This is a genomic window from Alkalimonas cellulosilytica (genome assembly GCF_036325985.1).
GTDB classification, from domain to species: domain Bacteria; phylum Pseudomonadota; class Gammaproteobacteria; order Enterobacterales; family Alteromonadaceae; genus Alkalimonas; species Alkalimonas cellulosilytica.
Window position 1 is genome coordinate 102,997 of the sequence record NZ_JAUHLI010000010.1, and the last position, 13,935, is coordinate 116,931.

Annotated in this window: 13 protein-coding genes; 5 read left to right on the forward strand and 8 right to left on the reverse strand. The window is 53.5% G+C overall.

Annotation, left to right across the window (positions count from 1 at the left end; all coding sequences use genetic code 11):
• Positions 1–22: 22 nt before the first annotated feature.
• Both ilvD and ilvA read left to right on the forward strand, forming a co-directional pair.
• Positions 23–1,873, forward strand: a complete 1,851-nt coding sequence (ilvD, locus tag QWY20_RS11385) for a dihydroxy-acid dehydratase (RefSeq protein WP_330129136.1) — start codon at positions 23–25, stop codon at positions 1,871–1,873.
• A gap of 188 nt (positions 1,874–2,061) precedes the next feature.
• Complete coding sequence (gene ilvA, locus QWY20_RS11390; protein WP_330129137.1) at positions 2,062–3,621, forward strand: threonine ammonia-lyase, biosynthetic; 1,560 nt, start codon at positions 2,062–2,064, stop codon at positions 3,619–3,621.
• Positions 3,622–3,737: 116 nt separating this feature from the next.
• On the opposite strand, the gene QWY20_RS11395 is transcribed toward ilvA, so the two are convergent.
• Complete coding sequence (locus QWY20_RS11395) at positions 3,738–4,574, reverse strand: DUF3037 domain-containing protein (RefSeq protein ID WP_330129138.1); 837 nt, start codon at positions 4,572–4,574, stop codon at positions 3,738–3,740.
• Positions 4,571–5,290, reverse strand: coding sequence for a HipA family kinase (locus QWY20_RS11400; RefSeq protein ID WP_330129139.1), 720 nt, complete (start codon positions 5,288–5,290; stop codon positions 4,571–4,573). Before QWY20_RS11400 ends, QWY20_RS11395 begins: the two co-directional genes overlap by 4 nt.
• A 285-nt stretch (positions 5,291–5,575) precedes the next feature.
• On the opposite strand from QWY20_RS11400, the gene QWY20_RS11405 reads away from it, so the two are divergent.
• Positions 5,576–5,776 (forward strand): ribosome alternative rescue factor ArfA, encoded by a 201-nt coding sequence (locus QWY20_RS11405; protein ID WP_330087701.1) that lies wholly within the window; start codon positions 5,576–5,578, stop codon positions 5,774–5,776.
• On the opposite strand, the gene QWY20_RS11410 is transcribed toward QWY20_RS11405, so the two are convergent.
• From QWY20_RS11410 to QWY20_RS11425, 4 genes are all read right to left on the reverse strand, one after another.
• Positions 5,760–7,523, reverse strand: coding sequence for an alpha-amylase domain-containing protein (locus QWY20_RS11410; protein ID WP_330129140.1), 1,764 nt, complete (start codon positions 7,521–7,523; stop codon positions 5,760–5,762). The two genes, QWY20_RS11405 and QWY20_RS11410, sit on opposite strands and share 17 nt — an antisense overlap.
• A gap of 304 nt (positions 7,524–7,827) precedes the next feature.
• Complete coding sequence (locus QWY20_RS11415; protein ID WP_330129141.1) at positions 7,828–8,607, reverse strand: substrate-binding periplasmic protein; 780 nt, start codon at positions 8,605–8,607, stop codon at positions 7,828–7,830.
• Between the two features lie 95 nt (positions 8,608–8,702).
• Positions 8,703–9,587, reverse strand: coding sequence for a DUF4097 family beta strand repeat-containing protein (locus QWY20_RS11420; protein ID WP_330129142.1), 885 nt, complete (start codon positions 9,585–9,587; stop codon positions 8,703–8,705).
• A gap of 186 nt (positions 9,588–9,773) precedes the next feature.
• Positions 9,774–10,031 carry a hypothetical protein gene (locus QWY20_RS11425; protein ID WP_330129143.1) on the reverse strand — a complete coding sequence of 86 codons (258 nt, stop codon included), beginning with the start codon at positions 10,029–10,031 and terminating at the stop codon, positions 9,774–9,776.
• Between the two features lie 169 nt (positions 10,032–10,200).
• On the opposite strand from QWY20_RS11425, the gene QWY20_RS11430 reads away from it, so the two are divergent.
• Positions 10,201–11,415: an NRAMP family divalent metal transporter gene (locus tag QWY20_RS11430; protein WP_330129144.1), complete on the forward strand. Its 1,215-nt coding sequence runs from the start codon at positions 10,201–10,203 to the stop codon at positions 11,413–11,415.
• A gap of 28 nt (positions 11,416–11,443) precedes the next feature.
• Here the strand turns inward: QWY20_RS11430 and ilvN are convergent, their stop codons facing one another.
• On the reverse strand, positions 11,444–11,938 hold the full coding sequence (ilvN, locus tag QWY20_RS11435) for an acetolactate synthase small subunit (protein WP_228591362.1): 495 nt from the start codon (positions 11,936–11,938) through the stop codon (positions 11,444–11,446).
• A gap of 2 nt (positions 11,939–11,940) precedes the next feature.
• Positions 11,941–13,680: an acetolactate synthase 3 large subunit gene (locus QWY20_RS11440; protein ID WP_330129145.1), complete on the reverse strand. Its 1,740-nt coding sequence runs from the start codon at positions 13,678–13,680 to the stop codon at positions 11,941–11,943.
• A gap of 27 nt (positions 13,681–13,707) precedes the next feature.
• Between QWY20_RS11440 and QWY20_RS11445 the strand changes: the two genes are divergently transcribed.
• Positions 13,708–13,839 carry a hypothetical protein gene (locus QWY20_RS11445; protein WP_330129146.1) on the forward strand — a complete coding sequence of 44 codons (132 nt, stop codon included), beginning with the start codon at positions 13,708–13,710 and terminating at the stop codon, positions 13,837–13,839.
• The last annotated feature ends 96 nt before the right edge of the window (positions 13,840–13,935 follow it).

Here is a 13,935-nt window from a genome sequence, read left to right on the forward strand (position 1 = left end):
GGCATCAGGGAGTATCCACGCAATGCCAAAATTACGATCCGCCACCGTCACCGAAGGCAGAAACATGGCCGGGGCCAGAGCGCTGTGGCGTGCCACCGGCGTCAAAGACAGCGACTTCGGCAAGCCCATCATCGCGGTGGTGAATTCATTTTGTGAATTTGTGCCCGGCCATGTGCATCTGCGCGATTTAGGCAAGCTGGTTGCTGCCAGCATCAATGAGGCCGGTGGTATCGCCAAAGAGTTCAATACCATAGCGGTGGACGATGGCATTGCCATGGGCCATGGCGGCATGCTGTACAGCTTACCGTCGCGCGAGCTGATTGCCGACTCGGTCGAGTACATGGTCAATGCCCACTGCGCCGATGCCATGGTGTGCATCTCCAACTGCGATAAAATCACCCCCGGCATGCTGATGGCTGCGATGCGGCTGAATGTGCCGGTGATCTTTGTGTCTGGCGGCCCAATGGAAGCCGGCAAAACTAAGCTATCCGATCAAATCATCAAGCTCGATCTGGTCGATGCCATGGTGTCGGCGGCCGATCCTAAGGTCAGTGACAGCGACAGCGAAGCGATTGAGCGCAGCGCCTGCCCAACCTGCGGCTCCTGCTCCGGCATGTTTACCGCCAACTCGATGAACTGCCTGGTCGAAGCACTGGGCTTAGGCCAGCCTGGCAATGGCTCCTTACTGGCCACCCATGCCGATCGCAAAGAACTGTTTGTCCAGGCTGGTTACCGCATTATGGAGCTGTGCAACCGCTGGTACCAAAACGACGATGCCGGTGCGCTGCCGCGCAACATTGCCAGCAAGGCTGCCTTTGAAAATGCCATGATGCTGGATATCGCCATGGGCGGCTCCACCAACACCGTACTGCATTTGCTGGCCGCGGCGCTGGAAGGCGAGGTAGATTTCAGCATGGCCGATATTGACCGGTTATCACGGATAGTGCCGCACCTGTGCAAGGTCGCGCCCTCGACCCAGAAGTACCATATGGAAGACGTGCATCGCGCCGGTGGTGTGATGGGGATTCTGGCCGAGCTGAACCGTGCTGGCTTGCTGGATCCCAGCACCGGCCATGTCTGCGGGGGGAGCATGGGGGAAGTGCTGGCCAAGTGGGACATCAAAACCAGCCAGCACGAACAGGTCAAGCAATTTTACATGGCCGGCCCGGCTGGCATCCGCACCACCCAGGCTTTTTCACAGAATTGCCGTTACCCCAGCCTGGATGATGATCGCGAACAAGGCTGCATTCGCAGCAAAGAGCACGCCTATTCACAAGATGGTGGCCTGGCGGTACTGAGCGGCAATCTGGCACCCAATGGCTGCATTGTGAAAACTGCCGGTGTGGATGAAGAATGTCTGGTATTCAATGGCCGGGCGCGGATCTTTGAAAGTCAGGACGACGCCGTTGCCGCCATTCTGGCTGGCAAGGTCGTGGCCGGTGATGCGGTGATTATTCGCTACGAAGGCCCGAAAGGCGGGCCTGGCATGCAGGAAATGCTGTACCCGACCAGTTATCTGAAGTCGATGGGGCTGGGCAAGTCCTGCGCGCTGATCACCGATGGCCGTTTTTCCGGTGGCACCTCCGGCTTGTCCATTGGCCACGTCTCGCCAGAGGCCGCCAGTGGTGGTGCCATAGCCCTGGTTCAGGAAGGCGATCGGATTGAGATTGATATTCCGGGTCGAAAAATTGCCATTGCCATCAGCGATGACGAACTGGCTGAGCGCCGCGCCACGATGGAAGCCAAAGGTGCTAAGGCCTGGAAACCGCTGGATCGGCAGCGCGTGGTCAGCAATGCGCTGAAAGCCTATGCCATGCTGGCCAGCAGTGCCGATAAGGGTGCGGTGCGGGATTTGTCGAAGCTGGAAGGCTAGTATCCAGCATAGCGCAGACAGGCAGCAACACGCGGGGACGGGGTAAATACTTCCCTGTACCCTCTTGTCCGGCATCCATGCCGTACAGGCCCCGCTTAGTTGCTCCCTGTCTCCGCTCGAGACCTGGATGCAGCGGCGAGAAAAACAGTCAAAAAGTAGTTAGCAGTTATTAAGTCAACGGAGTAGCAATGAATAACCTGGCAACAGCACAACCCGCCCCGACAGATACCGATGTGATGCAGCAGTATCTGCGCGAGATTTTGCTGTCGCCGGTGTATCAGGCGGCGGTGGAAACCCCGACCCAGCCGATGGCCAAGCTAAGCCAGCGGCTGGGGCAACAGGTGTGGTTAAAGCGCGAAGACAAACAGCCGGTCTATTCCTTCAAACTGCGTGGGGCCTTTCACAAGCTGCACAAAGTGAAACAGCAGAGCCCGGATGCAAGGGTAGTCTGTGCCTCAGCCGGCAATCATGCCCAGGGGGTGGCGCTGTCGGCCAGCAAGCTGGGCCTGCAGGCCACCATCGTGATGCCAATCACCACGCCGGAAATCAAAGTGGCGGCGGTCAAAGCATTGGGCGGCAAAGTAGTGCAACACGGCACCGGCTTTGATGAGGCCAACCGCTTTGCCATGGAGCTGGCCGAAACCGAAGGGGCCAGCTACATTCCCCCTTTTGACGATCCCGATGTCATTGCCGGTCAGGGCACGGTCGCCAAAGAACTGCTGACCCAGCACAATCAGCTGGATGCGGTTTTTATTCCGGTCGGTGGCGGCGGTTTGCTGGCTGGCATGGCGGTCTACATCAAAGCGGTGCTACCGCATGTCAAAGTGATCGGGGTCGAGCCGGACGATGCCAACTGTTTGCAGGCAGCGCTAAAAGCCGGTGCGCCGGTGACGCTGGAGCGGGTTGGCCTTTTTGCCGATGGGGTAGCGGTCAAGCGCATTGGCAGCGAAAACTTCAGGCTGGCGCAGCATTATTGCGATGATGTAATTACTGTCAGCAGTGATGAAATCTGCGCTGCCATTAAAGATATTTTCGATGATTTGCGGGCAGTGGCCGAACCTGCCGGTGCGCTCGCACTGGCGGGGTTAAAGAAATTCAGCCAGCAGGCCGCTACCGCGCCCAATCAGCAACTGGCGGCGGTATTAAGCGGCGCCAACCTGAATTTCGATACTCTGCGCTATGTCTCTGAGCGCTGCGAGCTGGGTGAGAAAAAAGAAGCCGTGCTGGCTGTGACCATCCCGGAGCAGACCGGCAGCTTCCGCCGCTTTTGCCAGACTTTGGGCGGGCGGGCCATCACCGAGTTTAACTACCGCTACGCCAGCGATCACAAGGCCCATATTTTTGTCGGCATCAAATTACGGCATGGGGTGCAGGAGCTCAATACCGTCAAGCAGGCACTGCAGGATGCCGGTTACGACTTTCTGGATTTATCCGACGATGAGCTGGCCAAATTGCATGTGCGTCATATGGTCGGCGGCCTACCTCCACGACCGTTGACCGAGCAGGTGTATCAGTTCAGCTTCCCGGAGTACCCGGGCGCGTTGATGAATTTCCTGAATACGCTGGGCGAGCACCAAAACATCACGCTGTTTCACTACCGCAATCACGGCGCCGCCACCGGCGATGTGCTGGCAGGCTTTGAAGTAGCGGAACACCATGACATCGCCGAGCATTTAAACACCCTGGGCTATGAGTACCGGCTGGTCAGTGATAATCAAAGCTACCGGACGTTTTTAACGGCAGGGTAAAAGAGCTAGCTGCTTCCCATGAAATAGGGTGTAATTCAATTGATTACGCCCTTTTCGTTGCTAGACTTAATGAAGTTCAGACTAACTGACACTCTGAGAGTTGCCGTGGTACACCGCTATTGCAACTTAAACCCATTGGTCTGAAGCGCTTGCCTGGCAAACTGACTAATGCCTGCTTTATCCTGATATTCCAGAGTTTGCACTCCAAAAATAGTCAGCTCTTGTTCAACTTCTTTGAATGCAGCTTGAAGTTTGTTATCTGTACTAACAGGTCCCTGTAAAGGCAACAGTATATTCTGCTTTTGCAGTACTTGGTGGTTTATCAATCGACGGAAACGGCCAAGCCAATGTTCAGCATGGTCAAGCACCCTGGTAGCCGTTCTCTGCCGGAAAGCTAAAGGCCTTATAACAAATAGGTCATTTGTTTTGGCTACCAGCGGCAATGTCACCTCTATTAAGTTATCCTGAAGCTTTTGCTGCTTAAAGTGCGTAAGCTTTTCATCGCGGAGTTGCTGGCGAATCACCTTAACCATCAGATTTTCCTGATACTCTTCTGTCAGGAAGGTGCGATGGACCAGTTGCTCAAACAATTGATTGAGCACAGCTTCCGGTTTTTTTTCAAGGTACAGCGTACGTAGTTCAGAGTAACGGACTAATGTTTCTCTTGGCCGAACCACTTCCTGCATGTGCATTGCGAGATCTTTTGCCGCCAGTTTACCAGCATATGCATTTAGGCGCTGCAGCTCTTCTTCCACTGTTTGCAAGGTGGCTTTATACAACTTACCATTCAGGTCTTCAAAAAAGTCCGTCACTCTGGCAAAGCGAGTGGGGGCCAAGCGAAAATCAATTAAGCCAAGTTCTGGAGCGCACAGCACGATGCCGACATTAGCGAATTCGCCTGTCTCTGCATGTGGCATAAATCGTACTATTGCATACTGATACAGCGTTTTCATATCAGCACCTCCCAAAACTCATCATCATTATACTGCAACAAAGTCCTTCGTATCTGTTGCAAATAGTCGGCCTCATCATCAAGCCATGTGGCTGGTAAGGTTGCAGCATACTGTTCAAAGCCTTGCAAAGCAATGGTCAGCTTTGCACTGTAGTGGTCCTGCCACAACACATCCCGCTGGCTGCTCAGCCATACTTTATAACCGGGGTGTAAGTATGCGTTTCTACCGAAATTATAGTCCTCATCAAAGGCAAGGTTGTGATCAAGCACTACATAGTTATCTGAGCCTGCTCGGTAAAATAAGTTCGGATTACCACTATGCTCTGTCATGGTGCGATCTTCATTTTTTATCCAATAATCAAATAAGAATAAGTCGCGGGCAAATTGAGCAGGAAGTTTCAAGGCATTTGAGTATGTTATTTCTATTAGATCAGGAATGAGCCGGGAACCAAAGACAACGGTGTCTCCATCACCCAGCACACGTCGCGCTTGCGCATCGTATTTCAAAATATCTGGTGGTAGGTAAGCGCAACAGAAATCGGGTATATTCAGCTGCAGCTTTTGTCCTAGCCAGGCGCAAACAGCTTCATTGATTAATCCCCGGGGACCTGCTTGTGGCCCTTTGATATAATAGAGTTGGTTATCGGACAAACGACACAAATAGGGTTCGGTTCGACCTTGTGCTGCTTTAGTCTGGATCTCGATTACTTCGAGCAACGAATACCCCCTTGGTTTACTTGCAAATAAAAACCTATAGCACCATGAATCGACACACTAAATCTAAAGCTATGACAATCATCTGGAAAAAACAAACTTTACTTTGGTCTGGCGACAGAGATTAAAGTAAAGAACTCTGTTTGGACGTTGCGGCTACTTACCACGACTAGTATGGACTAAGCAGCTTTTTACTATACATTGCTGCACTGTAAGTACACGTATGATGCTTGCTCAGGCCTGGAGCCTCAGCTACACTTTGCGCGATTTTCACACAGGAGCCATAACATGAGTAAACCAGCAACAACCGAGCATGGCCGCGGGGAAATCCGCGATAATGCGATGAAAGCCTTAGTCACCAGCAAAGTATTTCAAACCAGGGTGGTAAAGGCGAAAAAGGGCAAAGGGTCCTACCAGCGAAAAGGGCGTAATTCCAACGATTACGCCCTTGTTGTTTTACTATATAGCTTTGTTAAAACCCACCATTAAAACTGGGGTGCAAATTGGTCTGATTGTGGTTGCTGCCACTTTCCCAGTCCTGACCACTGCCACCGGTTGGGCCTTTACGGGTTTTCCATTCAAAGTTGCCCGGATCCGGGATGGTCACTTCCCAGACATTACCGGATGTCCAGGTGCCTTCAATACCGCCGCCCCAGTTGGTCAGTTCCGCACTGCTGCCGGTGAAGAACAACGAAAAGCCATAGCCAACATCCTTGGTCATCCGCAGGGTAATGGATCCCGGCTGAGTGCCACCATTGGATTGTGGTACCCAGACTGACCAACCGGTACTTTCCGTCATAGTGACCGGGAAGCTGCCATAGCCCTGCGCATTGGTGGTCACCGTGCCGCTAACATTGCCGGTATAATCGTAAAAGGTGGTATTCGGCTGGTGGCTGTTGATGGTGAACGACTGCTGACCACCCCAGTTTCGACCCGATATCAGCATCACCAGACCGGTACCCGGCACAGTGCTAAGCCCTTCGCGCACATAGGCGTAGACGGCCTCGGTATTGCCGGAGTACTCATGGCCAGGACCATAGGCAAAGTAGCGGCGCGCCTCAATCAATTTATCCAGCGTTGGCGCCATGCCAAATTCGTCGTAATCGCGGGCAAACACAGTCGGCACCCCATGCTCACGCAGCAGCATATAAGCGTAGGCCTGGTTCTTGTAGTTGATCACCTGCGGCATGCCATAAGGGTTGCCGGCCCGGCTGGTATCGTGGTTATCGACAAAAGTGACCGCCCGATCACGGTGCTGGCTATTAACCAGACCACCCCACCAGCGCATGTCTTTGCCACCACTGCTTAAAGCAACAAAGTCTTCGCGCAAATTGAAATCAAAAGCGCGCAAATGCGGCGTATTGACTGCATCCAGATAGCCGTTGATATCACTGACCCAGGCTTCTGCGACAAAGAATACATCCTCGCTGGTGGCCCACTGTACGTGATTGATCCAGTCACGGGTAAAATCGGTATCCACGTGTGCGATGGCGTCCATCCGAAAGCCGCTAAAGCCAACGCTGTTGATGATCCACTCGCCCCAGGCTTTCATTTCCTGCTGCACTTCAAAGCGGTTGTAATCGACATCCTCACCCATCAAATAAGGGAAGTGGAAGGTATTGCCCCACCATTTGCCGGGGTAGAGCTGATTGTCGGAGCCATTAAACGCGGTCCAGTTCCAGTCAAAGTCGTGCCACAAGTAGCCCCAGTTTTGCTGGGTATAATGCGCCTGACGACCTTGCAGATGATACTCGGTCCAGGCCAGGCCAAAGCCAGGAATATTCTCCTGGGCATCGGCGCCCATGCGGTGGTTAAACACCACATCAAAATAGGCCTGAATACCCAGTTGGTCCAGAGCACTCAGTGCTTGTTGCAGCTGCTGACGAGTACCGTAACGGGTGGCGGTGGTGCCTTTTTGGTTAAACTCGCCCAGATCCCAGAAATCGTATACATCGTAACCGACACTGAAAGTACCATTCATGCCTTTGGCGGCGGGCGGCAACCACATCGAGGTAATGCCACGCTCGGCCAAAGGGGCCGCTATGGCCGGTAAATTGGCCCAAAGGCCAGGGTAGGCATCCCAATAAAATGCCTGGTACATGGTGTTGTTCACCTGCTGTGGTGGAATTTGTGGTAACTCGCTGGCCTGCAGGCCAAAGGATAAGCTGAGAGCGGATAAGGCAATGGCGCTGTGGCGCACCCTCTGCCAGATGGAGTTTTTCGCTGTGTTTTGCATGATTCTACCTGAAAATAAATGGTTTTATTTCCGGCCTGTAGTTGTACTACCCGGCTTCATGCCTTGCCGTCCTACGACTTTGTCCTTGTTGTTACCCCCTGCGTCTCCAAACGCCACCAGCTGTACTAAACAGGCCTTGCGATCTCTGCGCTTAAAACTTGCACAAAGCCTTACTGTTATGGCCAAGCTGGTGCAGGTAAACAAGATGAATACGTATGCAGAGGTAAATTAACGAAATATTTGCACTATTTTGGGGAAATCAGAGTGAATGGCGGGCATGATCGTCTTGCTGATCTCAGAGAAATTAAGGCGGTTCCACAACTGAAAAGTAACGTTGTTGCAAGCCGGATAGAACGCCATCGGCTACCAGTTGCTGCCAGGCCAGTTGCAGCTGGTGCAAACGCTCTTTATCAAAGGCTGCTTTGCTCACGGCCAGGTAAACCGGACTTTCATGCAAGGTAAAAAGCGCAACCAGCTCCTGCTGATCCAACACCTGCTGTTGATACAGCTGTTGCAGCGTCAGACTGTCTTCAAAGGTCAGTTGTATCCGGCCACGTAGCAGTAAATCCAGCTTTTGCTGGCTGGTACCAACATAAGCAAGGCGTTCTTGCAGATGTGTATTCTGCGCCAGCTCATTGGCAAATTCCTGACCGTAAAACACCCCCTGCATCAGGCCGATATGCCCATCCACCTCCGCCAATTGTTGCAGATTACTCACCTGACCAAGCAATGAGCTCGACCCAACTACCATAGTACGCTCGGTGCTGACCGGACCGATAAAGTGAGCAAACTCAGCGCGCTCTGCATTTTTCGACACATTGCTCATCATGCCAAGCTCACCCTCTGCCAACAGTTGCATGGCCCGGCCAAAGGGGATTTCCAACAGCTCCAGCTGACAGCCCATCCGCTCAGCCAGCTGCTGATACAACTCCGCATTGAAGCCTTGCCACTCCACCTCGCCGGTGGCCGATTCCAACTTAATAAAACGCGGAGGAAAATGCTGTGCCTGCACCTTGAGCAAGCAGGGTTCTGCCTGCAGTGAAGTGGCGCTTATCATCACCAGAGCCAACAGCCATCGGACCATAGCCATGCCAAATAAAAAATCGGAACCTAAGTATGGATAAAGCTGAAAAAAATAGCCAGACCAGGCAGCTTGGTACCGCCCAGTCTGATGTCAATTTAGCGCGATGGCAAGCGCACCTGACCACGCACTTCCTGATGCCGTACTGAGCCGCTACCTTTGCGCTCCAGGCTCAAGTCCCCGCCAATGCGCTCGGCACGGATGCTGCCGGAGCCGATGGAGCCAAAGGCTGCATTGCCGGTCACATCACTGATCCGGGCTGAGCCGGAGCTAATGCGGTCTACTCTGACCGAGCCCTGCACATCACTGGCCCGGATCTGGCCTGAGCTTAGGCTGTTGAGCGTGACATCACCGGCTGCACTTTCAATACTAAGCTGTCCCGAGCTGACACTGCTGGCCTGCACGGCACCGACCTGGCGCAACGTGACCTGGCCAGACGACAGCGCATTTAACTGCACCGGGCCAGCCTCAGCCAAAGTGAGTTGACCACTGGAAACCGTGCTGCTGACCGGGCCGGCTACCTTGCTGGCCTGCACCCGGCCAGAGCTTACTACCAAATCTAAACCGGCAATATTTTCAATACTGGCCGAACCAGAGCTGACCGTCAGATCCAGCAGCATGGACGCAGGCACCTGCAACGTTAAATCGAACCAACCATAGTTGCCTCCCCGCCCAAAGAGCCCTGAGCCAAACTGATTGGAGCGCCGCTCAGGCAACAACTGCAATTGCGTAGACTGGCCCTGCTGCCGGCTTGCCAGCTGCAATTCATCCAGACGTTTTTGCGATGAAGCGCACAACCGGGCATGCACGGTCACTTCATGACTATTGCCACCTGTCAGCTTCAGCTGATCGGAGGCCATGGTCAGTTGCAAGCGCTGTACGTCCGACAAATTAAGTGTCCGCTCCACACTGTAGGCACAGCGTTCATTCGCCAGTGCCAAACCAGAGCTAAGTGCCAACACGGCGATTCCTGCTTTCCACATAATAAAATCCTCATGTTCGTTGCGTTGATCCCATCTTTTAATCAGCAAAGTTTGGGCCATAAATAAAGTTATTATTTATTAGTTGGTTACATTGGTGCTGGAGTTGGGCGATTTCATTAAATAAGCAAATTCACCAAAGATTGGCGAATTTGCTCATCATGATTAGGATTTATTTGTTTGCGAAAGTTACTCTAACCAGGGGGTATCAGGCAACAACGCCAGATGCTGGCAATAACGCTGCAAATTAAAGGCTTCTTTGCGCTCTATCACCGCCTCCATTTCCGGTGCTAGGGCGCACGCCATCAGTTCAATCGCTTCTTCGCGGCTATGGCCGGTCAGTTGCAATCGCATCAGGGTTTCAGTGGTTTCTTTCGGGTAACGGTCGGCCAATTGGTTTTCAATCACTTCAAACAACAGGCCTTGATCAAGCTGAGCATCGTCCATCGGGGGATCCTAGATTCGATTGAGTGACCTTAGTATGACGGATCCGACCGTCCTTGTCAGGCCAGAAAGATTGGAAAATGCCACTGACGAAGAGCCCGGTTTACTGCTAAGATGTTTTCTTTAAAAATCAGATCACTGCTGCGCTATGCTCTTGACACTCAAACACAAAATGTCCGCTCTTGGCCCCGGCTTGCTGATGGCTACCGCTGCCATTGGCGGCTCGCATCTGGTGGCTTCTACCCAGGCTGGCGCACTCTTTGGCTGGCAGTTATTGGGGCTGATTTTGCTGGTCAATGTACTGAAGTACCCATTTTTCCGCTTTGGCGTGCAATACACCCTGGAGCAGGGCGAGAGCCTGCTGCAGGGCTATCAGCGCAAAGGCCGCGGCTACTTTTACAGCTTTATCGTCCTGAACCTGATTGCCGCCGTGGTCAATACCGCCGGTGTGCTACTGTTAACCGCCAGCTTGCTGCACTATGCGCTGCCCTGGCAGCTGTCGGTTACCCTGTTGTGCTGGCTGATTCTGACCGTCTGTCTGCTGATTTTATTGCTCGGTCATTACCGGGCGCTGGATAAAGTAGCCAAGATCATTATGGTGCTGCTCACCCTGGCCACCATCAGTGCTGCGGTGATTGCGGCGATGAATGGTGCCATGGCGCCAGCCGATTATCAGGGACCAAGCCCCTGGCAGCTGGCGATGCTCGGTTTTTTAGTGGCACTGATGGGCTGGATGCCGGCCCCGATAGAGATTTCTGCCATCAGCTCGCTCTGGCTGACCGCCAAGCAGCGCCAGCAGCCCATCAGCCGCCAGCAAGGTTTGTTTGACTTTAACCTGGGCTACTGGCTGACCGCAGGCCTGGCACTGGTGTTTGTTTCATTGGGAGCTCTGGTACAATACGGCAGCGATCAGCCGATTGCGCTGGCAGGTGCTGCATTTGCTCAGCAACTGATTGGCATGTACGGCAGCACCATCGGTGACTGGTCGCGGCCGCTGGTCGCCGCCATCGCCTTTTTATGCATGTTTGGCACCACCATCACGGTACTGGATGGCTACGCCAGAAGCCTGAATGAATCCTTCACCTTGCTTGGCTGGCATCCGCGCGGCCAAAGGCGTAGCTACCAGGGCTGGCTGTTGGCCCAGGCTTTAGCGGGCATGGCTGTGATTCTGTTTTTCCGCTCAGCGCTTGGCCCCATGCTGACCTTTGCCATGACCCTGGCCTTTTTAACCACGCCTGTCTTTGCCTGGCTTAATTACCGGCTGATGCGCCATCACTCGAACCAGCCACTATCAACCCTGTTGGTCTGGTGGAGCCGACTCGGTTTGCTGTATCTGATAGGTTTTGCGCTACTATTTTTGCTGTGGTATGGCAAGCTGCTTGGCTAGAACACACGGTGCCCTAGCCAAAATCAGGTTAGAGCGCCAGGGTTTTCTCACCGCGAGCAATGCCGGAAACACCGGAGCGGACCACTTCGATAATGGCTGAGCCTTTAAGCGCCTCAATAAAAGCATCCAGCTTGTCCGAAGTGCCGACCACCTGAATGGTGAAGGTTTTCGCAGTGACATCGATGATTTGACCGCGAAAGATATCGGCACAGCGTTTAACTTCATCGCGCTGCTCATTGCTGGTGGCTTTGACCTTGATCAGCATCAGCTCGCGCTCGACATGGGCGCTTTCGCTTAAGTCCTGTAACTTCACCACCTCAATCAGCTTATGCAGCTGCTTGGTGATTTGCTCGATCACCTGATCGTTGCCATGGGTCACCAGCGTTAGCCGCGACATGGTAGCATCCTCAGTCGGTGCTACCGTCAGCGAGTCGATGTTGTAACCACGCTGCGCAAACAGGCCTACCACACGCGCCAATGAGCCCGGCTCGTTTTCCAGCAAAACAGAAATAATATGACGCATGATTAAGTCCTCTTTGTTTTGCTTAAGAACATCTCATTGATGGCACCACCGGGAACCTGCATTGGATACACATGCTCCTTTGGATCGACATGAATGTCTAAAAACACCAGTTGATCCTTGCTGGCAAAGGCCCGCTCCAGCGCCGGCTGCAGCTCTTCCGGTTTGGTGACCCGAATGCCGACATGACCGTAAGCTTCAGCCAGTTTGACAAAGTCCGGCAACGAGTCCATGTACGAGCTGGCATAACGCGACTCGTAGTTCATGTCCTGCCACTGCTTCACCATACCCAGGTAACCGTTGTTCAGGTTGATGATTTTCACACCGAGGCCGTACTGCTTGCAGGTGGACAATTCCTGAATATTCATCTGAATCGAGCCTTCACCGGTGACACAAACCACATCGGCATCGGGGTAATTCAGCTTCACGCCCATGGCGGCTGGTAAGCCAAAGCCCATGGTGCCCAGGCCGCCGGAGTTGATCCAGCGGTTTGGTTTGTTAAACTTGTAATACTGGGCAGCAAACATCTGGTGCTGCCCCACATCGCTGGTGACATAAGCTTCACCTTGAGTGATGCGGCTGACCGCCTCAATCACCGCCTGGGGCTTTAACACCGGCGTATCGCTGTCGTAATGCCCTCCATGCACGGCGCGCCACTCATCAATTTGTTGCCACCAGGTCGCCAGAGCCTGCACGTCCGGCTGGGCTTTCTTTTGCTCCAGTTGCGCCAGCATGGCTGACAGCACCGGCTTCACCAGACCAACAATCGGAATATGGGCATTGATGGTTTTGGAAATGCTGGCCGGATCGATATCAATATGGATGATGGTGGCTTCCGGGCAGAATTTTTTAGTGTTGTTGGTGACCCTGTCATCAAAGCGGGCGCCGACCGCCAAAATCACATCGGCATGGTGCATGGTCATATTGGCTTCGTAACTACCGTGCATACCCAGCATGCCAACAAACTGCCGATCGGCGGCAGGGTAAGCACCAAGGCCCATCAGGGTATTGGTCACCGGGTAGTTCAGCTTGCGGGCCAGCTCAGTCAGTTCTTCGGCTGCCTGGCCCATAATGACGCCGCCACCTGCATAAATCACCGGTCGCTTGGCTTTTAATAAAGCAGTGACCGCTTTTTTAATTTGCCCAGGGTGACCAGCGGCGGTCGGGTTGTAAGAACGCAGCTTAATCGACTCCGGATACTGGTACGGGTAGCGCTCATTGGGCATCGTCATGTCTTTCGGAATATCCAGCACCACTGGGCCTGGCCGGCCACTTTGCGCGATGTAAAAGGCTTTTTTGATCAGGTAGGGGATATCTTCTGGCCGGCGTACCGACATGTTGTGTTTCACAATGGGTCGGGAAATACCGAGCATGTCGGTTTCCTGAAAAGCATCTTCACCAATCAGGTGGCTCATCACCTGACCGGTCAGCACTACCATTGGGATCGAATCCATGTAGGCGGTGGCAATGCCTGTCACCGCATTGGTCGCACCGGGGCCAGAGGTAACCAGCACCACGCCAGCCTTGCCACTGGCACGGGCATAGGCATCGGCCATATGGGTGGCAGCCTGTTCATGGCGCACCAGCACATGCTTGACTTTGCTTTGCTGAAACAGCGCATCGTAAATATGCAGGACAGCGCCACCCGGGTAGCCATACAGGTACTCTACCCCTTCATCGGCCAGGGCTCGGATTACCATGGCGGCGCCAGACAGCATCTCAGGTTTGGTATTCTGGCTTGTCATCGCTTCATTCTCTTTTGGTTCTGTGTAATGCAAAGCAAAACGACCTGCATGCAGCAGGCGATTGAGTCTAACCTTGCCTGTGATGGCAAAGCTGTTATTGAACGTGGCTGGTTGGAGGTGCCGCTTCGTTGGCGGCTGCGGCTGTTTGTACTGTTTTAAGCCGTCTGTATGGCTCTAATGTACGTGATCACTGGCCCGATGTCGATGCCTTTTGCTGGTTTTTTCATGGCCTCGTTGCCTTGCCATGCCTTGCAA